General features: G+C 36.3%; 20 protein-coding genes and 3 pseudogenes. 4 read left to right on the top strand and 19 right to left on the bottom strand.

The window, feature by feature from the left end; all coding sequences use genetic code 11:
- Positions 1 to 251: 251 nt before the first annotated feature.
- The 5 genes and pseudogenes from ACDZ29_RS22610 to ACDZ29_RS22590 form a co-directional block, all read right to left on the bottom strand.
- Positions 252 to 1,229 (bottom strand): ring-cleaving dioxygenase, encoded by a 978-nt coding sequence (locus tag ACDZ29_RS22610; RefSeq protein ID WP_375088728.1) that lies wholly within the window; start codon positions 1,227 to 1,229, stop codon positions 252 to 254.
- An 18-nt stretch (positions 1,230 to 1,247) separates the two neighbouring features.
- A complete protein-coding gene (locus ACDZ29_RS22605; RefSeq protein WP_375088727.1) occupies positions 1,248 to 2,216 on the bottom strand; it encodes a ring-cleaving dioxygenase in 969 nt (322 codons plus the stop codon).
- A gap of 1 nt (position 2,217) precedes the next feature.
- A pseudogene (locus tag ACDZ29_RS22600) lies at positions 2,218 to 2,369 on the bottom strand (carboxylesterase); the annotation flags it as partial.
- A gap of 93 nt (positions 2,370 to 2,462) precedes the next feature.
- Entirely contained in the window at positions 2,463 to 2,861 is a 399-nt protein-coding gene (locus ACDZ29_RS22595; protein WP_375088726.1) for a DoxX family protein, read from the bottom strand.
- 53 nt (positions 2,862 to 2,914) lie between these two features.
- Entirely contained in the window at positions 2,915 to 3,304 is a 390-nt protein-coding gene (locus ACDZ29_RS22590; RefSeq protein ID WP_375091203.1) for a MarR family winged helix-turn-helix transcriptional regulator, read from the bottom strand.
- Positions 3,305 to 3,613: 309 nt separating this feature from the next.
- Between ACDZ29_RS22590 and ACDZ29_RS22585 the strand changes: the two are divergent.
- A pseudogene (locus tag ACDZ29_RS22585) lies at positions 3,614 to 3,751 on the top strand (recombinase family protein); the annotation flags it as partial.
- Between the two features lie 233 nt (positions 3,752 to 3,984).
- Here the strand turns inward: ACDZ29_RS22585 and ACDZ29_RS22580 are convergent.
- From ACDZ29_RS22580 to ACDZ29_RS22555, 6 genes are all read right to left on the bottom strand, one after another.
- The gene (locus ACDZ29_RS22580) at positions 3,985 to 4,818 is read right to left on the bottom strand and encodes a radical SAM protein (protein ID WP_375088725.1); all 834 of its coding nucleotides are present in this window, start codon (positions 4,816 to 4,818) and stop codon (positions 3,985 to 3,987) included.
- A gap of 79 nt (positions 4,819 to 4,897) precedes the next feature.
- Positions 4,898 to 6,418, bottom strand: coding sequence for an ABC transporter permease/substrate-binding protein (locus ACDZ29_RS22575; RefSeq protein ID WP_375088724.1), 1,521 nt, complete (start codon positions 6,416 to 6,418; stop codon positions 4,898 to 4,900).
- Positions 6,411 to 7,370 (bottom strand): ABC transporter ATP-binding protein, encoded by a 960-nt coding sequence (locus ACDZ29_RS22570; protein WP_375088723.1) that lies wholly within the window; start codon positions 7,368 to 7,370, stop codon positions 6,411 to 6,413. Before ACDZ29_RS22570 ends, ACDZ29_RS22575 begins: the two co-directional genes overlap by 8 nt.
- Before the next feature lie 4 nt (positions 7,371 to 7,374).
- Complete coding sequence (locus tag ACDZ29_RS22565) at positions 7,375 to 8,355, bottom strand: zinc-binding alcohol dehydrogenase family protein (protein WP_375088722.1); 981 nt, start codon at positions 8,353 to 8,355, stop codon at positions 7,375 to 7,377.
- 24 nt (positions 8,356 to 8,379) lie between these two features.
- Positions 8,380 to 9,306: a protein-ADP-ribose hydrolase gene (locus ACDZ29_RS22560; RefSeq protein WP_375088721.1), complete on the bottom strand. Its 927-nt coding sequence runs from the start codon at positions 9,304 to 9,306 to the stop codon at positions 8,380 to 8,382.
- A gap of 31 nt (positions 9,307 to 9,337) precedes the next feature.
- On the bottom strand, positions 9,338 to 10,180 hold the full coding sequence (locus ACDZ29_RS22555; RefSeq protein ID WP_375088720.1) for a Sir2 silent information regulator family NAD-dependent deacetylase: 843 nt from the start codon (positions 10,178 to 10,180) through the stop codon (positions 9,338 to 9,340).
- A 238-nt stretch (positions 10,181 to 10,418) separates the two neighbouring features.
- On the opposite strand from ACDZ29_RS22555, the gene ACDZ29_RS22550 reads away from it, so the two are divergent.
- A complete protein-coding gene (locus ACDZ29_RS22550; RefSeq protein WP_375088719.1) occupies positions 10,419 to 10,760 on the top strand; it encodes a winged helix-turn-helix transcriptional regulator in 342 nt (113 codons plus the stop codon).
- A gap of 152 nt (positions 10,761 to 10,912) precedes the next feature.
- Here the strand turns inward: ACDZ29_RS22550 and ACDZ29_RS22545 are convergent, their stop codons facing one another.
- From ACDZ29_RS22545 to ACDZ29_RS22525, 5 genes and pseudogenes are all read right to left on the bottom strand, one after another.
- A complete protein-coding gene (locus ACDZ29_RS22545) occupies positions 10,913 to 12,355 on the bottom strand; it encodes a glycoside hydrolase family 1 protein (protein WP_375088718.1) in 1,443 nt (480 codons plus the stop codon).
- A gap of 129 nt (positions 12,356 to 12,484) precedes the next feature.
- Positions 12,485 to 14,344: a beta-glucoside-specific PTS transporter subunit IIABC gene (locus ACDZ29_RS22540; protein WP_375088717.1), complete on the bottom strand. Its 1,860-nt coding sequence runs from the start codon at positions 14,342 to 14,344 to the stop codon at positions 12,485 to 12,487.
- Positions 14,345 to 14,525: 181 nt separating this feature from the next.
- Positions 14,526 to 15,362, bottom strand: coding sequence for a BglG family transcription antiterminator LicT (licT, locus tag ACDZ29_RS22535; RefSeq protein WP_375088716.1), 837 nt, complete (start codon positions 15,360 to 15,362; stop codon positions 14,526 to 14,528).
- Positions 15,363 to 16,449: 1,087 nt separating this feature from the next.
- Positions 16,450 to 16,587, bottom strand: coding sequence for a hypothetical protein (locus ACDZ29_RS22530; protein WP_375088715.1), 138 nt, complete (start codon positions 16,585 to 16,587; stop codon positions 16,450 to 16,452).
- A 158-nt stretch (positions 16,588 to 16,745) separates the two neighbouring features.
- Positions 16,746 to 17,110 (bottom strand): annotated as a pseudogene (locus tag ACDZ29_RS22525) (winged helix-turn-helix transcriptional regulator).
- A gap of 208 nt (positions 17,111 to 17,318) precedes the next feature.
- On the opposite strand from ACDZ29_RS22525, the gene hxlA reads away from it, so the two are divergent.
- The gene (gene hxlA, locus ACDZ29_RS22520; protein WP_098371994.1) at positions 17,319 to 17,951 is read left to right on the top strand and encodes a 3-hexulose-6-phosphate synthase; all 633 of its coding nucleotides are present in this window, start codon (positions 17,319 to 17,321) and stop codon (positions 17,949 to 17,951) included.
- A gap of 8 nt (positions 17,952 to 17,959) precedes the next feature.
- Positions 17,960 to 18,517, top strand: a complete 558-nt coding sequence (gene hxlB, locus ACDZ29_RS22515) for a 6-phospho-3-hexuloisomerase (RefSeq protein ID WP_375088714.1) — start codon at positions 17,960 to 17,962, stop codon at positions 18,515 to 18,517.
- Positions 18,518 to 19,285: 768 nt separating this feature from the next.
- Here the strand turns inward: hxlB and ACDZ29_RS22510 are convergent.
- The 3 genes from ACDZ29_RS22510 to ACDZ29_RS22500 form a co-directional block, all read right to left on the bottom strand.
- Complete coding sequence (locus ACDZ29_RS22510) at positions 19,286 to 20,383, bottom strand: NAD(P)-dependent alcohol dehydrogenase (protein WP_375088713.1); 1,098 nt, start codon at positions 20,381 to 20,383, stop codon at positions 19,286 to 19,288.
- Positions 20,384 to 20,423: 40 nt separating this feature from the next.
- On the bottom strand, positions 20,424 to 21,878 hold the full coding sequence (locus tag ACDZ29_RS22505) for an aldehyde dehydrogenase family protein (protein WP_375088712.1): 1,455 nt from the start codon (positions 21,876 to 21,878) through the stop codon (positions 20,424 to 20,426).
- Between the two features lie 365 nt (positions 21,879 to 22,243).
- A complete protein-coding gene (locus ACDZ29_RS22500; protein ID WP_375088711.1) occupies positions 22,244 to 22,756 on the bottom strand; it encodes a flavin reductase family protein in 513 nt (170 codons plus the stop codon).
- Positions 22,757 to 22,780 lie beyond the last annotated feature (24 nt).

Here is a 22,780-nt window from a genome sequence, read left to right as displayed (position 1 = left end):
AAATCAAATGCATTGAATTCGAGATACTTGAATTAATTATATTTTAATGCTAAAAAGGTTATTTTCAAGTAATATGTTTCGAGTTAAATTTTTGGTTTCACGAAATTATGTTATCCAAACAAACGATAAAGTAGTCAAATTTCTTCTTCGACTGACCTGCTTTATTTTAAGTACATTGCAACACAATCAAGTTGCTTAGCAAAAATTTTCCACTTCTTCGTAAATATTTGTTTTGTATAATATTTTTCCTTTTATTCTTTTATGAATTCCTTTGTACTTCTCACTGTTTCAATTGGGCGAACTAATTTTTCTATTTCTGCACGTTTAGACTCTAAGAATGGAGGTAAAGATAATTTTTCCCCAAGGGTTTCATAAGGTTCATCTCCCATGAAACCCGGACCATCTGTAGCAAACTCAAATAAAATTTGTGGTGCAACTCTTACGTATAATGACTCAAAAAAGTGACGGTTTACATAACCGGATGTATGGAACCCAAAACTATTCATCCGTTCAATCCATTCTTCTAAAACAGAGCGATCCTCTACACGTAATGCCGCATGGTGAACCGTACCAAAACCTTGCCGGGCCTCAGGAAGAATGGCATTATATTCTACAATGACCGACGCACCATTCCCGCCTTCCCCCACTTCAAATAAATGGAATGACCCTTCTTTATCTGTCTCTTTAAATAATAGGACTTTTTCCATCATTTCATTAAAGTAATCAAAGTTTGCAATACGGACAAAAATCGGACCTAAACCAGTAATTGCATATTCCAGTGGAATTGGACCTTTTTGCCATGGTGTTCCAGATTCCACCCCTTTGTTGAATTCATCTGAAATCAATTGATATTGCTGATCATCAAAATCAACGAAAGAGAGGGTTTTCTTGCCAAATTGTTCTTTAATCCCAGTATGTTTGACTTCTAGACGATCAAAACGTTTTACCCAATAGTTTAATGATTTATCACTCGGTACACGGAAAGATGTCTTTGAAATCTCGTTTGTACCATGTACGCCTTTAGGAATGCCGGGGAAATCAAAGAAAGTCATGTCTGTGCCTGCGCTGCCTTTATCATCTGCAAAGAATAAATGATAGGTTTGAATATCATCTTGATTTACCGTTTTTTTAACTAAACGCATACCTAAAACATAAGTGAAGAATTCATAGTTCTTTTCTGCACTACTGGTAATAGCTGTTACGTGGTGGATTCCTTTTAGATGGTTCAATATATATTCCTCCAAGATTTAATTTAAGATTAATGGTCGCAATTTTTCTTCGATCTCTTTTCGATTTGGCTCCAAAAATGGTGGTAGTGATAGTTTTTCCCCCATTGTTTCCATTGGTTCATCTGTCGCAAATCCTGGTGTATCCGTTGATAATTCAAATAATATACCATTGGGTTCCCTGAAATATAATGCTTTAAAGTAATACCGTTCCACTTTCCCTGAATTCGGTAACCTGTATTCTTTCAAACGCTCTGCCCATTGATCATATTCTTCCTCATTCGGAACACGGAAGGCAACATGGTGAACACCTCCACGCCCTAAGCGGACTCTTGGCAAATCGGGTCTTGTTTCAAGATGAACTTCTGCACCGCTGCCGCCTTCACCCGTTGCATAAATCAATATATCTGGATAATTCCCTTCAAGTGAAGGATAAGTTCCGGTAAATCGAAAACCCATAACATCTGTTAAAATACCGATCGTTGGTTCTACAATTGCGACTGTAAGGGTTACAGGTCCTAAACCAATAATGGCATGTTCCAGTGGAACGTCATCCTTTTGCCAAGGAATCCCAGATCTCACACCTTTTTCACCGTTATCTGCTACCAGTATTAAGCGAGTCCCCTCGAAATCTCTGAAAGCCAATGTATCACGATTTGCTCTTTTTTGAATATCATCATGTTCAACCCCAAATTGTTTAAAACGGTCTCTCCAAAATAACAATGAATCTGACTTTCTAACCCATAGTGATACAGTAGAAATATCTGAAGTTCCCCTGTATGTTTGCTCCAGATGAGGAATGTCAAAGAACGTAACTTCAGTTCCTGGGGTTCCTTCCGCGTCAGCATAGAATAGGTGATAGGATTCTGTATTATCTTGGTTAACCGTTTTCTTTACCAATCTCATTCCTAAAATTTTTGTATAAAATTCATAATTTTTTTCCGCTTTTCCTGTTAATATCGATACATGATGTAGTCCTAAGAGTTCCATCTCATTTCACTCCTGTCACAATATTTGTATACCACTCATCTGCGATTTCAACTTCTTCAATGGTCAATTGATGTTCCCTATTTTCCCAATGAATCTAATAAAGAGTGCATTTTCAACTGATTTCAATAGTGATATTAATGGATCGTTTGTTCCAGTTAACCTAGCTACCTTATTTTGCCCATTTAAAATTGCTAACACATGTCGAATATTTTATTTTAAATTTAATAATCTTTAATTTGAGGTATTTTAGAATAAAAATGAATCTAAAGCATATTGACCCGGACCGACCAAAGCTATACCGATAGCAACTGCAAGCAACGTTAAGTTGTATTCATATCCATTAGCTGTAGCCCATAATCCATTTGGAGCATGCACTTTTACGATAGCCATTAACATGGTACCTGCAATCATAATTCCTGCAAGTGGCGTTAATAGTCCTAAAACAAACAATAGTCCCCCAATAAGTTCTGCTAACCCTGCGAAAAGAGCCATGGTTACTCCTGGTTTCATGCCAATGGATTCAAACCATCCACCTGTTCCCTTCAATCCATAGCCACCGAACCAACCAAACAACTTTTGAGCACCGTGCCCAATGAACAATAAACCAATTACCAAACGAATTATTAATAAACCAATGTTTATCATATTAAAATCCCCCTAATTATTTTTATCTCGAATTCGAGATTTTAAATAAAAAATTAACTTTCAACTCTTTTGCTTACTTTTCTTAATAATTCATCCAATATTTCTACCTCAGAATTATTTAATGAATCGAATATATAATCAACTAACTTATGATGTTTTGGCAAAATTTTCTCCATAATATCATTTCCGTCATCTGTTAAAGTAACATGTATTACTCTACGGTCGTCGGGACATGGAATGCGATTTAACAAGCCTCGCTGTTCTAATTTATCAATAACATACGTCATTGATCCACTTGATATTAGTATCCTGTTACCGATTTGTTGAATCGTTTGTTTTCCCTTATTGTATAGCACTTCCAAAACAGAAAATTCCGTAATACTTAGGTTATCTTTGCTCATTTCGAATCTCATACAGTCATGTACTGCTTTAGATGTTTGCATTAATGCAAGATAAGGTAAATTCGAGCATTTCCTTTCCAATGATTTCACCCCCTAAAAAAATATCTCGAATTAAAATATTTTTAATGTGAGATAATATTAATACTTATATTCTTTTGTGTCAATGACCTTTTTATTTTAATCTTACATTTTCCCAACATAAATTACATTGCATTTTTTAATTAACCTGCCCTGTAGCACAAGAAAAAGCTGCTATAATGGCAGCTGCGCGTTAGCTATTTCCAATATTTAGATATTTTATTTAGAGAGCTCTTCTGTCAAAAAGCATACTTTGTATCAGGGGTGCTTTTAATCATTCGCGAAGGAGATTTGTTATACTTTGATTCACTGGACCGATTAGGTAGGGATTATGATGGCATCATTCGAGAATGGAAGTATATTACTCAAGATTTGAACTCAGATATTGTTGTACTAGAAAATGAGATAATATAACAAGTCTTTATGTGAAATACTCAAAAATGCGCTTCCATAAATGGAGCGAGCCTTAATCCGCTTGATAATACAATGCTTCACAGTCTTCTACAGCCTAAAAAACTCCCTTCTAAAATAATGAAGGGAGTTTCAAAAAGGCTTAAGAAATGCGTCTTAAAACAACAGTACCATGCCTAAAACTATAATTTATAAACGGAAGCTAGTTTTCACCGACTTGTAAGACAGCTTCTTTATATTGGGAAGGCTTCCGTTTTAGAAACTCTTATCATTTCACTAGGAAAGTGTTTATTAAAATATTTTTCCACCCTTACATGTATGTCTTTAAGATACCACTTTGATAGTTCATTCTTCTCAAATAATTTCGGCATTCCTAATCTCTCTGAACGTTTACCCATTGAACCATCCCCAATACTTAGAGTATCGATCCAAATATGATTCACAATTCCAGCCAATACTTTTGGAAAGTCAGGGGTAAAGGGTAAAACAGGAGAAATGGAAGCTTGTGTGGATATTCCAGCATCATGAACTTCTTTTAAGGCTTTTAACCGCAAATTAATCCCCGGTGCTAAAGGGGCAAAAATCTTCCTGACATCATCTCTATCCGTCTCAATCGTCATGGATACAAGAACATCACATTTTTCTTTTAATTTTACTAACAAATCTATATCTCTTGTAATAAGTGGCCCACGTGTTTGGATTTGAAGAAAATCAGGCGGATTTTCAATCATTTCTTCTAATATCCCCCGTGTAATGTTTGCTTTACGTTCAATTGGCTGGTAGGGATCGGTTGCTGAAGACATGAAAACATTCACGACTTTGCCTTTCATACGGAGTTTTATCATTTCATGCCGGAAATTTTCAGCAGCATTTGTTTTTATGTCCAGCCATTCTCCCCATGGAATTTCTTTGTATTTTTGAATGGGCATTTCTCTTACATAACAATATTTACATGAAAAAGCGCATCCACTATATGGATTCAATGAATGAGTAAATCCAACATCTAAATAACCCTTTGCTTCAGTTAGAATTTTCTTGGCCAGCATTTCTTTTATTTCAATCTTCATATACGTTGCCCTCCTCTCTTTGAAATGAACTAAGTAATTAGAGAAAAGGTCCTATGCACTTTCATGTTAGTAAGCTTCATTATTTGTTAAGTAAATTATTTCTTTCCAAGAACTCTTTAGCCACACTGTTTGCCGTTTTCTTTTCCACCGCTACTTCATAATTCATTCTTCTCATATCATCATCACTGATTTTCCCACCTAGTTTATTCAAAATCACTTTTAACTCAGGATATTTTTCTAATGTCTCTTTCTTTAATAAAGGTGCTCCTTGGTATGGAGGAAATACATGTTTGTCATCGTCCAATACGGTAAGATCGTATTTTTGCAATTCACTATCAGTTGAATAGGCATCGACTAAATTTATATCACCTGATTTGACAGCGGTATACCTTAATTCTGGCTGCATGATATTCACTTTAGAAAATTCAATTTTATAGATTTTTTGGATTCCTAGGTATCCGTCTGCACGCTCTGGAAATTCAGGCGTAAAGCCAGCTTTTATTATGCCTTCAATTGGTTTTAGGTCGGAAATGGTTTTAAGGTTGTACTGTTTTGCTAGTGACGTTGGGACAGCCAAAGCATAAGTATTATTGAATTTCATCGGCTCAAGCATCACTAAGTCAATTTTATTTATTAATCCTTCCTCAGCTTGTTCATATACTTCTCTTCTATCCGTGCTTGTTGGTTGTTCTTTCAAAAGTTCAATTATTGCCGTCCCCGTGAATTCGGGATAAATATCTATATTACCAGATGTTAAAGCATTATAGACAAACGATGTGCCCCCCATATTACGTTTTAGCTCCACATCTAGGGAGGTATCCTCTTCAATCAATAACTTATACATATTCATTAGTATTTCTGGTTCGGAACCTATTTTTCCCCCTATGATAATATCTGCTTTTTTTGGTTGAGTAAAAGTAGACACTGTTATGACCAAGAACATTGCGATTATAACAGTTGCAACTGCAACCAACGATTTCTTAAAGGGTAATTTTTCAATTCTTCTCAGCAAAAAGTCGAAAAATAAAGCTAGGAGTGCTGCTGGAATTGCCCCCATTAAAATAATGTTTGTATCATTACGATCGATACCGACTGTTATCAAATCCCCTAATCCTCCAGCCCCGATTAGAGAAGCGATCGTAGCAGTCCCAATAATTAAAACCATTGCCGTTCTTATGCCAGCCATAATAACTGGCATGGCCAGCGGTAGTTCAACCTTAAAAAGCAGCCTTCGATTATTCATGCCCAAACCTTTTGCTGCTTCTATCAAATTGGGATCAACTTCTTTTATTCCCGTATATATGTTTCTTAAAATGGGAAGTAAAGCATAAATGACCAGAGCAATAATTGATGGTATTGTCCCGATTCCAACAAGTGGTATAAGGAGACCTAATAATGCTAATGACGGAATCGTTTGAAATACAGCTGTTATTCCAATTACAAACTCAGCCACTTTTTTCTTTCTAGTAAGGAAAATGCCAAGTGGAATAGCAATTAATAAAGCAAAAAAGAGGGCAACAAATGAAATTTCAATATGCTGTATTAGAGCGTCTAACAATTCACCTTTTCTTGTTAAGAAGGTATCATATAAATTACTCACTCTTTGCACCTTCTTTCAGGTTGTTTAATAGATGCTGAATTAACGACTGTCTATTTAAAGAACCAATGACTTTTCCGTCCTTTTCTACTCCAATTCGTTCTTGTTCAGCTAATGCTTCTAATGTTTGTGGCAGTGAACTTGTAATCGGTATAATTGGCATTCTTTCTATATCGTGCTTATCATTGGTTCTGGACAAAACATTTTCCAGGTTGAAAACAAAATCATCCTGTTCCATCTTTCCAATGAATTCTTTAACAAAATCATTGATGGGATGATAAATTAATTCATTCGGGGTCCCCACTTGAACAACTTCACCATCCTTCATGATACAGATACGATCACCTAACTTGAGAGCTTCTTGCATATCATGAGTAACGAAAACGATGGTTTTCTTTATCGCTTTGTGCAGATTTAGAATATCATCTTGTAATTTCTCTCTGCTTATTGGATCAAGTGCACTAAAAGGTTCATCCATCAGGATGATTTCTGGATCTGCCGCTAAAGCTCTTACCACGCCAATTCTTTGCTGCTGGCCCCCAGATAACTCACTCGGCTTTCTTTGTTTATAAATTTGGGGTTCTAATCCAACCATTTCAAGCAGCTCGTCCACTCTATTGACGATTTTCTTTTTATTCCACTTTTTCATTTCAGGTACAACAGCAATATTTTCTTCAATGGACATATGAGGAAATAGGGCAATTTGCTGAAGTACGTATCCAATATTCCACCGCAGTTCATGTATATCATACTCGCTAATTTTTTTCCCATTAATGAAAATGGTGCCGTCGGATATAGCAATTAAACGATTAATCATTTTTAGAGTTGTGGTTTTCCCACTTCCGCTTGGTCCAATTAGAACAAAAAATTCCCCTTTATTGATTGTTAAGTTTAATGAACTAACTGCAGTTGTACCATCATCAAACTGTTTAGATACGTTTTCAAATTGAATCATTTGTTTACTCCTTTAATGATTTATTAACAACCACAATTTTACCGTTGGCACTGTTTCTTTCCATTAGGAAGTGAGCCTTGCTGATTTCATCTAAAGTAAACACCTTTGCAATAGGTACTTTAATTTGATATTGTTCAATATGATGAAATAAATCGGTTAGCAATTTCTCTTTAAAATTATCTCCGCTGTCAAACTGGGTAAAATACGAACCTGAAGGAATATCCGCCATCGGCTCAAAATTCTCCAACACCCACTCGCCGCCTAATATTCCAGTCATACATAGGACCCCTTTTTCTGCAAGCATTCCGAGTGAACTTTTCAAAGTAACCGTTCCTACCAATTCTAGTATTTTATCTACGCCATGCGGAAATATGGAGTAAAGTTGGGTTTGTATACTATCGTCATCCAACAACACAAAATCAGCACCATATTGTTTTAATAATTCTACTTTGCCCTTATTCCGAGTAGTTGAAATAACTGTTACTCCAACACTTTTGGCAAGCTGCAATGCTGCCAATCCTACAGAGCTGGTACCGCCACGTATGAGGAGGATGTCCTCTTTTTTCAGCATCAAAGTATCAAATAATGAAGCATAGGCCGTATAATACATTTCTGGAATGGCCGCCAATTTCACCCAGTCCATATCATTGCTAATCGAGTAAACCTGATTTGAAGGAATAAGGGCATACTCCGCATAACTGCCGTCAAATTCTCGTCCAAGCCCTCCCATCAAAGAGACTACTCTCTGCCCTTTTTGAAAAGAACTATCAGAGGGGTCTTCAATTTCTCCCACACATTCTATTCCTATAATTCGTGGCAGCTTCACGGATGGTGAATCTCCTTGTCTTGTAAATATTTCTGAACGATTTATGCCGAAGGCTTTTATATTAACTAGTACCCATCCTGGTTTTACTTCAGGTACAGGGACTTCCTTCACTCTTAGTTCCTGTGCAGTGCACGGCTTTTCTAATACAACTGCTTTCATTTGTATTCTCCTTTATCAAAATTATTACCCTCTGCTATCACCACTGCTCTTTCTTGGTGAAAAGACATTGATATATTCGTCATAATCTTCATCACTAAACACATTAAAGATAATCTTTTCAAATTGATTGGGATGTCTGTTTAACCATTCATTGACGGTGTGGATAGCAATGTTGGCCGCCTCTGTCTTTGGAAATCCAAACACCCCAGTTGAAATCGCACAAAAAGCGATGGTCTTTATTTCAGCTATTTCATTCGCTAGTTCCAAACAGGATATATAACAGGAAGCTAATTCTGCTCTTTGTTTTTCTGTTAGTTCAGTTTCGTTTGGAACAATTGGTCCCACTGTATGCAAAACAAATTTTGCTGGCAGATTATATCCTCTCGTAATTTTTGCCCCGCCGGTTTTCTCAGTCTTCCCTTGGATTGCCATAATTGTTTTGCATTCTTCCCTTAGTTGTGGGCCTGAAGCAGAATGGATGGCATTATCAATACAGACGTGTAAAGGTTGAAAACAGCCCAACATATGTTTATTTGCGGCATTTACGATACCATCTGCATTTATTTGTGTAATGTCACCTTGCCATAATATAAATTTATTCGATTGGTTAAAGGGATTAATTGGAACCAGACTTGAAACCGTTTCAAGTTTTTCAACATCAACAATGCCTTTTTCTTTTAGCTCTGTTTGGAGAAGAGCATCTAATTTTTGTGAAAATTCAGGATCAAGTGATATTGCTTCCCTGATAGTTAAAAGTCCTCTTAATAATTTTCGTTTGCCTTGGTAATCTTGGGGAATTTCAGCATTTTCCAATCTGCTATTTTCTTTCAAAAGCTTATCCAATAACGTGTTTATAATTTCCTCATTTTGATTTATATAGAGCATTGATGGTGTGTATTTATCTTTCAAAGAAATGAGAGAAGAATATTCTTTTAGCTGTAATTGTGTCATTTTAGCCCTCCTATGCCTATTGGTGGCTGCTTTACTCTATTAAGACAGACACAACCTCTTCCATGTCTTCAGTGAACGATATGGTTTTATTTTTATTTTCCACAAGTCCCTCTGGATGATCTTTGTTCAATCGGATTAAGGTTGCATCCTCACTGTAATAAGTCATCTTCTCAAAGGGATATCGAATAATGCCGGGAGTGTTAAATCCGACACCTAGCTCCATAAATACGATTTTTTTTGTCTCAGCTTTCTCGACGAAACGTTTGTATAGCATATCTGATTCATACCACTTCTCATCCTGTACAAAGAATTGATTTTTCCTAAGGTTCACGTCCATCTCCCCGCCACAAACAGGACATTTTGGAACAAGGTTCGAAGGGATTTGACATTCAACAGTCTTATCAATCATTTCCTTTACCAATAGTTCGTTATCATATAACTTGTCATGGCAGCCTGTTTCACATTGCAGATAACTGTAATCACCCTGGATTTCAAATACTTTATCCGACGGAAAACCGCCTTTTTCAAATTGGCTTTCTACATTCGTTGAGATAACAAAATTTTTTTTATCCTTCACCAGATTAAACAAATTCATGTAGAGCTTAGTTTTTCCAACTTCATATCGGTTCAAACTAATGTGTTTTGCCCAATACGCCCACCTCTCCTCCTGCGTTTCAAATGGATAAAAACTGGAAGAATAAAGGTCGGTAAAACCATACTTTTCAATAAACGGGCCGAAATGATTTGTAAATCTTTTCCCGCTATACGTTAAACCCGCTGCAGCCGATAAGCCTGCTCCACCACCTAATAAAATATATTCGGCATCTTCAATTGCCTTTTTTGCTTTTTCTATACGTGTTTGATAACTACACATCATATATACCCCCTTTTCCTTATTCATTATGCAAGGCTTACATGATTTTATTGTTAAAATCAAACTTTATTGGATTCCTCTAATCTGATTTTAATTTATTAGACCATTAAATCTATTATTAAGAATTGACATTGTGTAAGTGCAACCTTAAACTCATACTATATTCCTTAGTAACAATTGTGAAGTAGGCACCTTAAAGTTGTATAGGAACCTTTTAGAAACTATTGGAGGTCATTTTATGGATGATAAAAAAGATTTGACTCTTTGTCCCGTTGCAACCACTGTTGGCCTTATAGGCAATAAGTGGAAATTATTGATTTTACGTGAATTATTAACAGGTACAAAAAGATTTGGCGAGCTTAGAAATGGCATAACCGGAATAAGCCAGAAAGTTCTGACTCAAAATTTACGATCAATGGAAGAGGATGGAATCATAGAACGCAAAATTTACGCCGAAGTCCCACCAAGAGTAGAATATTACCTTAGTGATTTAGGAAATACTCTCAGACCTATTATGAATGTAATGGAAGAATGGGGATTAGATTATCTAGATAGAGTGAGCGATGATTCAAAAAAATAAAAACATCATTATACCGAATATTAGTCAGAACATCATTTTGAAAAACAAAAAAACCAAAGTCACAAAACGACAAAGAAATATCTCTGTGACGTTCTATGATTTTGGTTTTTCCTGCTTCAGTACATTTAAACGTTTAGTAAATGGACTATAGTCTATAAACCTTCTCCATTACTAAAGATAACATCTTTATACCAATAAAACGATTTTTTCTTCTTTCGCTCCAGTGTCCCGCTGCCGTCATCGTGCTTATCTACGTAAATGAATCCATAACGCTTGGAAAACTCACCAGTTGATGCACTAACTAAGTCAATACAACCCCAACTTGTATAACCCATAAGATCAACACCATCTTCGATTGCCTCACACATTGCTTCAATGTGACTGCGTAAATAATCAATACGGTAATCATCGTTGATGGAACCATCTTCTTCGACCTTATCATATGCTCCCAACCCATTTTCTACAACAAATAGAGGAAGTTGATACCGATCATAAAGTTTGTTTAAAATGATACGCAATCCGGTTGGATCGATTTCCCATCCCCAGTCGCTTGCTTTTAGGAATGGATTTTTTACACCTTCGAAAAGGTTACCTGGAGTAGTTTCAAGGCCTGATTTATCTTTTTTCTGCGTTAACGACATGTAATAACTAAAGCCAATGTAATCAACCGTATTCTCCTTGATTAACTCTAAATCTCCTTCATGAATATCAAGAGTAATGTTATGTTCTTTGAAAAAACGTCTAGAGTAAGCAGGGTATTCTCCACGTACATGAATATCTCCACAAAAGAAGTTAAATATTTGCTCCTCTTGTAATGAATACATTACGTTTTCCGGATTACAATCATAAGAATAAACAGGAGCAACAAGGATCATACACCCAATTTTTGCACCCGGTATAATTTCATGACATGCTTTTACGGCAATACTGCTTGCAACAAACTGATGATGGAATCCCTGGAAAATAGATTGATATTTATCCTCCTCTTTTTCAACCGAAAATCCCATACTCATAATTGGGAAGTGTAATGCACTATTGATTTCATTGAACGTCATCCAATACTTCACTTTATCTTTATAACGGTTAAAAATAGCATGGACGTAACGCTCAAAGAACGTCACAACCTCTCTACTTCTCCAGCCACCATAATTTTTCACAAGATTTAAAGGCATTTCATAGTGAGAAATCGTTACAACTGGCTCAATTCCATACTTGTGTAATTCATCAAAAATACGATCATAGAAAGCAAGACCTTCTTCATTTGCTTCTAATTCATTACCATTTGGGAAAATACGCGTCCACGCAATGGACATACGATATACTTTAAAACCCATTTCAGCAAATAACGCAATATCTTCTTTATAGCGATGATAGAAATCGATTCCCTCATGATTTGGATAGCTATACTTTTCGTTGTCAATTTCAAAATTAAACCCGGGCTTTTTTAGAACGTTTAATCTTTCTTTTCCCCCAGGAAGAACATCCGCTATATTTAGGCCCTTGTTCCCCTCGTGAAAACCTCCTTCCATTTGGTTGGCAGCCGTCGCTCCCCCCCATAGAAAACCTTCTGGAAACTTTTTATGGATTGCATTCATTGTAATTCCTCCTACCGTTAATATAAATTTTTCATTTCTGGATACTATTGATAATTGTGTGTGTTTTGGTCTTAACTGTCATTGTACTGATATTCTCAATAACAAATATAAAACCAACACTCAACCTAATTACATAATAAGTGATAATAAATTTTCTTCTTTCGCATGAATACTTTTCTTATTGAAATCTAATATTTCAATATAGCGATCTGTATTCGTGATGATAATAGGGGTTGTAACCTCAAAGCCAGCTTCTTTTATTTTCTCAAGATCAAACGTCACTAATAAATCACCTTGTTTCACAAGATCTCCGTGTTTTACATGTGGCGTAAAATATTTTCCATTTAGTTGAACTGTGTTAATTCCTATATGGATTAAGATTTCCGCTCCTTCACTTGATGTAATGCCAATCGCATGTCCGGTTGGAAATATAGCAGAAATCGTACCCTCAACTGGTGATACCACTTCACCCTCTGATGGTTCAATCGCAATCCCTTTCCCCATTGCTTCTGAAGCAAATGCAGAATCATTCACTTCACTTAACGCTTTAACTTCACCTGAGATCGGACTTGCAATCACTTCCTTTTTTGATAACGGACGATCATTCTCTTCCTTTTTTTCAGTTCCATCCGTTTTACTTCCTTTTTCACTTTTCGCTTCATAGCCCAATACAAGTGTTACCAAAATAGCTAATGCAAAAGCTGTCAGCGCACCCGTTAGATGAAAAGCCAGTGGTGAGTATGCAGGGATTGATAGGAAACTTACAAAGTTAAATACTAATGACTTTGAACCTAAGTAACCATTTATGGCTCCACCAATTGCGCCTGCAGTCGCTACATAAATCATTGTTTTTCTATATCGGAGAATGATACCATAAATCATTGGTTCGGTAACACCTGCGAATGCGCCAGGAAAAATGGTAGACCCTGCTAAAGTTTTAAGTTTTTTGTCTTTCGTTTTGACAAAGATTCCTACTACTACACCAATTTGAGCAAAAACTCCACCCGCTAACATAGATAAAAGCGGATCTCCTCCAGTAGAAAGGTTTGAAATAATAATTGGTACAATTCCCCAATGCAAGCCTAACAAGGTTAAGAAAGTCCAGCTTGCTCCCATCACAGCTCCAGTTAATACGCCACTCCGTTGAGTTAGGAATTCAATAATTGAACCAATTCCATTTCCTACATATACCCCAAATGGACCGAAGATTAGAACGGTAAACGGGACAATAACGATTAATGACAACATCGGAACTAAAAACAGCTGTAATTCTTTGTGGATTACCTTCTTTAAAAACTTTTCAAATAATGCATATACACTAACTGCAATAAATACAGGGAAAACCGTTGATGAATAATCGACGATAATAGCAGGTATTCCAAAAAATGACGTTGCTCCACCTTCATTTAATATACCTGTTAAATTTGGTTCAAGAAGAGCTGCACCGATCGATCCACCGACATAAGGATTTGCACCAAGTCTGATTGCAAGTGTAATCCCTAGAAAAATGGGAAGAAAATAGAATACAGCATTACCTGCAGCTGACAAAATAAAATATGTTCCACTTTCAGGCAACAGCCAGCCTAGACTTGTTAGAACTACTAACAATGCTTTAAGCATCCCTGCTCCTGCAAGTGCCCCTAATAAAGGTGAGAAACTTCGTGAAATAACATCAAAGACTTGTGAAGTAACGCTTTCCTTTTTTTCCTTTGAAGAATTAGAACTAGAATTAGAATTTGACTCAACATTAGCCAACTTATTTATTTCCTTATAAACATCCGAAACATGCGAGCCAATGACAACTTGATATTGGCCTCCACCTTGAACAACACTTAATACTCCATCCATCGATTCTAATGCTTGTTTATCTGCTTTGTTCGTATCTTCTAATTTAAATCTCAAACGTGTAGCACAATGAACTAAACTTGAGATATTCTCTTCTCCACCAACGTTTTGTAATATTTGTTTTGCCGTTGCTGCGTGATTCATTGTCTTTCCTCCTTTAAATTATTTTCTGGTTAAAGTCACCACTGGGCATTTCAATCAATAAATATGGTATTATTCGATTTGCTTCACCACTTCTTTCAAAGAAAAAAACCTAAATTGAAACTCTCAGGATGAAAGTTTCAATTTAGGTTTTGCCTTGTTAGTTACAATCCTAAAATAGAATTTAATTTATTTTTTTCACTACTCTTTCAATATGGATGGTCAAATAGAGCATTTCTTCATCTGTTAACTCATATCTATGTTGCTTTTCCACAAATTTCTTAATTTTTTCCGAGCATTTATATGCTTCAGGATATTTGTCCTTAATAACGGTCAATAGTTCATCATCATTGTCGTTCTTATAATGATTACCCTTCACTAATCTGTGAGCAAAGAACTTTAAATGGGTGATAAATCGATAATAATTTAACGAGTTTTCGTCAAATTGAATTTTAAAATGATATTTAACAATTGTTAATATATCTTGTATTACCCTCGTCATATCCACAACATTTGTCATATCTTCATTTAACTGAGCATTAACAAGATGAAGGGCTATAAACGCTGCCTCATCTTCTGGTAAAATTACATTAAATTGATCACATATCATATTCAATGCTTCTATCCCTACATCAAACTCTTCCTTATAGAGACGTTTCGTCTCCCAGAGTAAAGCATTCTGAATAGGTAAATGGTTTTTAAAACGCTCAATTGCAAAATGAATATGATCAGTTAATGAAATATAAATGCTATCATTAAGCTTTTTACCTAGTTGAATTTTAGCATAATTAATGATTTTCTCTGATAGTTCCATGTATTCCATTGGAATATCTGCTATTAGTGTTTTGAACTTCTTTGTGATGTCTTCGTCTTCCAAAGTGAAGATTTTATCAACTTGCTCCTTATTTATTACATCGCCTGCACGTTTATTAAATGCAATCCCACGACCCATGACGATAACCTCTTGCTCTTCTTTTAATGAGACAATGACATTGTTGTTTAATATTTTTAGAATCTTCACTTCGACACCTCCAATCACAAAAAAGACAAAACCATACTTTTAGCAAGTAATCGGTTTTGCCTGATCTAACAGTAACAATCCGTGTGTTGTATACGTTTCCATAACCCTAATCCTACTACAACTTTTAAAAGTGTGCAACTACTTTTAAAATAGATAATTTTTATATTTAATTTTAGTTTTATCTGAGCAACTCATGGCTCCATATTGGGGATACTATAGTGTTGATAAAACGGAAATATACGCTAAGAAAATTCGACATTAAAAAAGCCGAGTTTTTACTCTAAGGAAATTTGACGATGAAGTCTAGGACGTCTTGCTTCATCTTCAGTTTAAAGTTTCATGTTCCGGTCAAACCCATTTATCAAATGTCTAGAAAAGGTTATTAATGATTCTTTTACACGTGTTTGAAATTAAACAGCAGACATTTCGTCTCTCCCTACACCAACTGAAAAAGAATCTGGCAATTTTTAATTCAGATATAAATTAAACAGAGCAGGTAGATTTTTCACTTAGCTAAATCGCATATGCATTATCCTACTTTTGAATTTAAGGCTTGTTTAATTCTTCCAGCTTGTAGGGTAAATAGGATATCCCTTAATTGAGAATGGCCGCATTTTGGACATTTTTTTATTATTTGTGGTGATTGTTAAACATCTTTCACAAACCCTTCGGTGATCCGTTTTGAATCTTTCCATGGGGTCTCCTTTCTTATCAGCTTTAATGCAACAGCATGCTAAAAATAATAAATGAAAATTAATCAATTCATGTAACTTGTAACTTTTGTTTCAAAGCTTTTTATTAGGATTCATCTATTATTACTTCTCTATAGAAGATATATGGAAATACTGATCTATTTAATGACCTATCATCATTGAAAGTCATTTGATGTTCTTATGGGTTTGTTTTTGCATGCTTGTAATAGCATTCCCTTAGCATTACTTATTCCAAATTAGTATATTACGTATATTTATTTTTTGTAGGTACACACTTTATATTCAGATGATTACAAATAAAATATATAGTGTTTATAAAAGTATACTTTAATGTAGGTTTGTATTCAGTATGAGATTTTCTTTTGTTACGTAAGCTATTCACGATACCCAGCCTGTTCGTATTCCGCAGGACCGAGGTATCCCGCTTGGCTTCCTTCAGGTTCCGTCACAATTGACACCTGCATTAAGCTAACCGCTATTGCCACCAGCGCTCGGAAACTGCACTTAGGCACGTGAAAAAGCCAAGATCAGCGACTATGCAAATCGCTAACCTTGGCTTTAGTAACTGATTATTAAATGTTCTGTTTTCTCTATCTTGAGTGCGTGACCTTATCAAGATAGAGAAAAACAGGAAATAAACATTTTTGAGCCTTAAAAAAGAGTTATTTTTCTACTTGGTATCCTCTTTTATTTCTACTTGGTTCCCTACGACATTCTCCATATAATTTTTACCCCAATTATACATCGAATCAAGAATCGGCATCAGGCTTTCTCCTTGTTCTGTCAGAGAGTATTCCACTTTGGGAGGTACAATTGGATAGATTCGCGATGAACAATAAGATCTTCTTCCAGCTCTCGAAGCTGGTTAACGAGCATTCTTTGAGTGATGCCCGGCATAAGAGCCTTCAGTTCACCAAAACGCTTAGTCCCCTGCTTGCCTAGGTGCCATAAAACAAGCATCTTCCATTTCCCCCCAATAACAGAAAGGGTCAATTCTTTCTCACAATTGAATGTTTTATTCTGTAGCCTTGTCATTCAAATCAACTCCGAATATAAATCCTAAATCACATAGTATACTTTTTAACACTATGTAAAATTAAAGTGCGTACTTACAAAAATATTATACTTAGTATACGATACATTGTACAGTCGATATGAATTTCTTGCTGCTCAATGATTGATTGCCAGAGGGACATACTTACTGTGCAACAAACTAAAACATACTATTAGGAGTGAAGGATAAATGGAATTACAATTGGCACTGGATTTAGTAAACATTCAAGAAGGTATTGAATTGGTTAAACAAGTGGAGGAATATGTTGATATCGTAGAAATCGGTACACCTGTGGTTATTAATGAAGGGCTTAGGGCTGTTAAAGAAATGAAAGAAGCTTTCCCTTCTTTAAAAGTATTAGCTGACCTAAAAATTATGGATGCAGCCGGTTATGAAGTGATGAAGGCATCTGAAGCTGGCGCTGATATCATCACGATTCTTGGTGCAGCTGAAGATATGTCCATCAAAGGGGCTGTTGAAGAAGCTAGAAAACAAGGCAAAAAAATCCTTGTTGATATGATCGCTGTGAAAGATCTTGAAACTCGTGCTAAAGAAGTGGATGCATTTGGCGTCGACTACATCTGTGTGCACACTGGCTACGATCTTCAAGCTGTTGGAAAAAATTCTTTTGAGGACCTTCAAACCATTAAACGTGTTGTAAAAAATGCAAAGACTGCTGTAGCAGGCGGCATAAAATTAGATACACTTCCGGAAGTCATTAAAGCACAACCTGACCTTGTTATTGTTGGTGGAGGTATCACTGGACAAGCTGATATTAAAGGGACAGCTGCCCAAATACAAAAATTAGTAAAACAAGGCTAATATCCATCATGCAGACTACTCAATATTTAGCTGAAATCATAAAAGAGCTAAATCGTTCAGTACACTTAATAGCTGACGAAGAAACTGAAAAACTGGTTAACGGGATTCTTGAATCAAAAAAAGTCTTTGTGGCGGGTGCAGGAAGATCTGGGCTTATGGGCAAAGCCTTTGCCATGCGAATGATGCACATGGGGATAGATGCGTATGTAATGGGTGAAACGGTCACCCCTACCTTTGAAAAAGATGACATTTTGATAATCGGAACAGGTTCAGGAGAAACAAAAAGTTTGGTTTCCATGGTTGAGAAAGCAAAAAGTATCGGTGGGACGATTGCAACTACAACAATATTCCCTGAATCCACCATTGGAAAATTAGCGGATATCGCAATAAAATTACCTGGTTCACCTAAAGATCAGTCAGAAGGCGATTATAAAACAATCCAACCAATGGGCTCACTATTTGAGCAAACACTTTTACTTTTTTACGATGCTGTCATTTTGAGGTTCATGGATAAAAAGGGATTGGATACCAATAAAATGTATGGCCGACATGCCAATCTCGAGTAAAGAAATGAAACACTAAAAGATAAGATATAAAAAGACTGCAAGTAATTCAGAAGAATTTCTTGCGGTTTTTTTTGGGGAATTTTTTTCAATGGCCCAATATTAATTAAAGAATGAGTAAAAAGTCTTTTTATCCTATCAAAGTTGAGCTTAATTGAATGGGAAGAACGTTGTCGATAGCTTAGCCCCCACTGTTGTAGCCTGTTTGATGATGGGACCAATTCTTTTCCTTCTCCATTACAATCTTTGCAATAGGCAAAGCTTAAAGGAATAGTTAACTAATATAAGAGGGATAATGTATAATTTTTCAATTCGTAAATGGTTGATTCATTGATTTATTTATAGATATTGCACTGATGAAAAGATATCGAGATATTGTATAGAGCAAAGGTCTAGAACCTCTGCTCTATGTACTGTTTTATTTAGTTTCAATGCCCATTGAGTGGGTTTTAAGATTGGATGTGCAAAATAACACTTAAAATAAGTGCAAATTATCGGTCAAATGAAAGTCCAATCGGTAACCTCTACGCTAAAATAGCACCTCTCGGGCCATATAAATGGAATGGGGGTATTATGAACAAGTGGATCAGCATGCTCACATAAATATTTCATGAATAAGCAGATAATTTTAAAAAAAGACATTCCAATGGGAATGTCTTCATCAAATCATTATATGCCTCTCTAAATCGTTCTAAATAGATATGTTTTGAACGGTTTTTGATAACAAGGGACGTGCCTCAACTCCTGCTGACTTTTCTCATAATATAAAAGTTATGAGATTGTTAAAACAGGTTTAATTGTCGCACCACTCTTTGAGTCGCTCACGGCTTTGTTAATTTCCGCAAAATCATAAAATTTTATCAGCTTATCAAAAGGCAGCTCCCCTTTTTTATATAAATCAATTAAAACTGGAATGAATACTTTGGGAATACTGCTTCCTTGATGAATTCCTACTACTTCTTTTACATTAATAAGCATATCCATTACATCCAACTGAACGCTCGTCCCCATTTTAGGCGCTCCGATAATTCCTGCCTTCCCCATTGGTGCCAATGAAAGAACAGCTTCTCGCAAAACCTCTGTCACACCGGTTGACTCAATTGCATAGTTTACGCCTTTTCCGGAGATTTTCTTAACTTCTTCGACAACGTTTACGTTTTTGGAATTAATCGTATGCGTGGCACCTAATTCACGCGCCAGTGCAAGCCGTGAATCATGTAAATCAACAACGATCCGAGTCGTGCAACCAGCAGCCTTAGCCGCCATAAGTGCGCTCATTCCTACCGTACCACTTCCGAAAATAGCAATGCTTGAACCTGGAGAAGGATTAAATACATTCAAAACAGCTCCCGCTCCTGTTTGAATTCCGCATCCTAATGGAGCTAGCAGGCGGAGATCGATTTCTTTGTCCACTTTCACCACATTTCGGGCATTGGCAACAGCATATGTTGCAAATGAAGATTGGCCAAAAAAGTTCGATAAATCCTTGTCCTCCTGATGCAAGCGGTGGGTATTGTCGAGCATTTTTCCTGCAAAGTTGGCTGGCAAGATATCTTCACAAGCATACGAATAACCCTTCAAGCAGTATTCACAGTGTCCGCAAGATGCGTATGATAAAATAACGTGATCTCCTGCTTCAAGACCCTTTATCCCTGCCCCTGTTTTCACTACCACCCCTGCCCCTTCATGTCCAAGAACAGCCGGCAAAGGCACAGGGAGAAGCTGATTTTGTGCAGATACATCTGTATGACAAATACCTGAAGCGACTATCTGAATCATTACCTCTCCATGTTTTGGTTCATCCAGCGTTATTTCCTCTAACTGATAATCATCACCTGTTTCATGAATAACAGCAGCTGTTACTTGCATCTTCCCATCCCCCCTGATTTATTAATATATCTTGTATACTTTAATGCTTTAATGCTCGAATTGAATGGAAGTTAATGTATGCTGACAAAGTGGAATCGCTACCCAGCTCTCGACCAAGACCACTGTTCTTCACTCCGCCAAACGGCATTCCTAATGAAAGAGAATCAAAACTGTGTGTATTGATAAAGGTGGATCCTGAATCAATTTGTCTGGCTATACCTAATGCTCTTTCAAAATCCCCGGACCATACTGAAGAGCCCAGACCATAATCAGAATCATTGGCCATTTTCACAACTTCATCAACGGATTGATACGGTACAACAGGAATGATCGGGCCAAACTGCTCACATGAAACAATAGGTGAAGACTGATCTACATTCTTCACTACATGAGGCAGCATATAATATCCATTCTTCCAGTTGTCTGGATCTAACTTCTGACCAAGCTCCCTGATTACTGCATTACTTTGCTTCGTTTGATTTATTAAGTCTCTTACGAATTCAAACTGCTTTTTATTGTTTAAAGGTCCGAAAGAAGCTCTTTCATCCAGCCCGTGTCCTACTTTATATTCATCAACAAATTCACAAAGGGTGTCATAAAACGAATTCACCATGTGCTCCGGCACGTAAATTCGCTTAACTGCAAAGCAAATTTGACCGCTTCTCGTGTAAATGCCTTTAAGTAGCTTTGGTATAATGCTTTCAATATTCACATCATCCAAAATAATTGCTGGATCATTCCCGCCCAGCTCTAAAGTAACCGCTTTAAAACGATCAGCTGCACTGACAGCAACAGCTCTGCCTGTTGCCGTACCGCCTGTAAACGCAACCTTTTTAACTAATGGATGTCCTGTTAAAGCAGAACCTGCTTCAGCATTGCCATGAATAACGTTAATAACGCCATCGGGCAGTACACTAGCCATTTTTTTTAGCAAGATGCTTAAAGCAATTGGTGCAGTCGGTGATGGTTTAATGACAATTGTATTTCCTGTAACTAAAGCCGGCGCAAGTTTCATCATTGTCAAAATAATAGGCATATTCCATGGAACTATTGCAGCAACAACACCTTTTGGAACTTTTTCGATACTTGTCCAGCTATTTTCATCTTCAGTCTGCTCTGCCTTCATAAAGTTTTCTGCAATGCTGGCATAATAGTGCAAAACGCCATTTCCTAGGAAAAAGTCTGTCTCTGCTTCCCAAAGAACCCCTCCATGTTCTCTTACTAAAAGGTGTTTTAACTCGGAAATAGCGTTTTCTAATACTTCTGCTGCCTCTAAAACCAGACGAATACGCTTTTGCATACTCACATTCTTCCATGATTGAAAAGCATTATGGGCTGCATTTACCGCTTGATCTACATCATTTCTTGAACCTAAAGCTACTTCGCCAACAAGATTGTCTAATTTACCAGGGTCATACACTTCGAAATAATTATCAGTAGAAACTTCACGATTATTAATTAACAGATTCACTTTCTTCTTTGTCAACGTTTCCATTTACTCCACCTCTTTCATTTTGTATGTTAGGTAACGCTTATAATGACGGATATATATGTTTTATAATACCTCCTCTCTTGTTAACTATAAAATTAACAAACTTAAATAAAGATTACTATATTTAAGGTGTACCCTTGTACTCTTCACTAGAAGTCAACTTTTGGACTTACCTTTTTCCAACTTATCTGGATGATCCGAAGGAACAATATACTCTGTTTATCAGGTATAGATATTACTTTTAGGTCCATTCATTCTTATATCTAAATTAATATTTAGTAAATTTGATGGAATTGAAGATGTAACCCTACCTCGTTTATTTAGAGTTTTCTCTAATAGCTGGGTGATAGTCCAATTTATTATTAAAATTAATTCTTGCTAAGTTCATAGAATTCAGCCGGAATTGATGCAAAATGTCTGCGGTGATACAACATAGGATTTTTTTTATCCATTTGAATGTTTGTCACTTCTCCAATTAAGATGGTATGATCTCCTGCTTCTACAGTTTGAAACGTTTTACATTCAAGAACAGCAAAGGCACCATCAATAATCGGCAGTTGATTATCTGAAAAATTCCAGCTACACGTACTAAACCGATCTACGTTTTTACTTGCAAACGTCTTGCATAACTCCTGCTGATCACCTGCTAGCACATGAACCGCAAACTTTCCTCCTTCTGTAAATGCTTTTATGGTTGAGACTTTATGATCAATGCACCAGAGTACCATAAGTGGTTCCATAGATACCGAAGCAAAGGAATTTACCGTCAATCCAACTGGCTTACCTTCACTATCTTTTGCCGTTATTACAGTAACGCCTGTAGGATAATTGCCCATGACCGCTCTAAACAGCTGTTGATTTTCATTTACCATTTTCATCATAATAAACTCTCCTTTTTTTTGATT

It is taken from the genome of Peribacillus sp. RS7 (assembly GCF_041956845.1).
GTDB lineage: Bacteria > Bacillota > Bacilli > Bacillales > DSM-1321 > Peribacillus.
The sequence above is the reverse complement of the archived record's forward strand: the minus strand, read 5'-3'. Positions and strand labels throughout refer to the sequence as shown.

Coding starts and splice junctions, on each gene's coding strand:
- ACDZ29_RS22605 (WP_375088727.1), bottom strand. CDS start 2,216: ATGGAACTCTTAGGACTACATCATGTATCGATATTAACAGGAAAAGCG.
- ACDZ29_RS22595 (WP_375088726.1), bottom strand. CDS start 2,861: ATGATAAACATTGGTTTATTAATAATTCGTTTGGTAATTGGTTTATTG.
- ACDZ29_RS22590 (WP_375091203.1), bottom strand. CDS start 3,304: ATGCAAACATCTAAAGCAGTACATGACTGTATGAGATTCGAAATGAGC.
- ACDZ29_RS22580 (WP_375088725.1), bottom strand. CDS start 4,818: ATGAAGATTGAAATAAAAGAAATGCTGGCCAAGAAAATTCTAACTGAA.
- ACDZ29_RS22570 (WP_375088723.1), bottom strand. CDS start 7,370: ATGATTCAATTTGAAAACGTATCTAAACAGTTTGATGATGGTACAACT.
- ACDZ29_RS22565 (WP_375088722.1), bottom strand. CDS start 8,355: ATGAAAGCAGTTGTATTAGAAAAGCCGTGCACTGCACAGGAACTAAGA.
- ACDZ29_RS22560 (WP_375088721.1), bottom strand. CDS start 9,306: ATGACACAATTACAGCTAAAAGAATATTCTTCTCTCATTTCTTTGAAA.
- ACDZ29_RS22555 (WP_375088720.1), bottom strand. CDS start 10,180: ATGTGTAGTTATCAAACACGTATAGAAAAAGCAAAAAAGGCAATTGAA.
- ACDZ29_RS22550 (WP_375088719.1), top strand. CDS start 10,419: ATGGATGATAAAAAAGATTTGACTCTTTGTCCCGTTGCAACCACTGTT.
- ACDZ29_RS22545 (WP_375088718.1), bottom strand. CDS start 12,355: ATGAATGCAATCCATAAAAAGTTTCCAGAAGGTTTTCTATGGGGGGGA.
- ACDZ29_RS22540 (WP_375088717.1), bottom strand. CDS start 14,344: ATGAATCACGCAGCAACGGCAAAACAAATATTACAAAACGTTGGTGGA.
- hxlA (WP_098371994.1), top strand. CDS start 17,319: ATGGAATTACAATTGGCACTGGATTTAGTAAACATTCAAGAAGGTATT.
- hxlB (WP_375088714.1), top strand. CDS start 17,960: ATGCAGACTACTCAATATTTAGCTGAAATCATAAAAGAGCTAAATCGT.
- ACDZ29_RS22510 (WP_375088713.1), bottom strand. CDS start 20,383: ATGCAAGTAACAGCTGCTGTTATTCATGAAACAGGTGATGATTATCAG.
- ACDZ29_RS22505 (WP_375088712.1), bottom strand. CDS start 21,878: ATGGAAACGTTGACAAAGAAGAAAGTGAATCTGTTAATTAATAATCGT.
- ACDZ29_RS22500 (WP_375088711.1), bottom strand. CDS start 22,756: ATGATGAAAATGGTAAATGAAAATCAACAGCTGTTTAGAGCGGTCATG.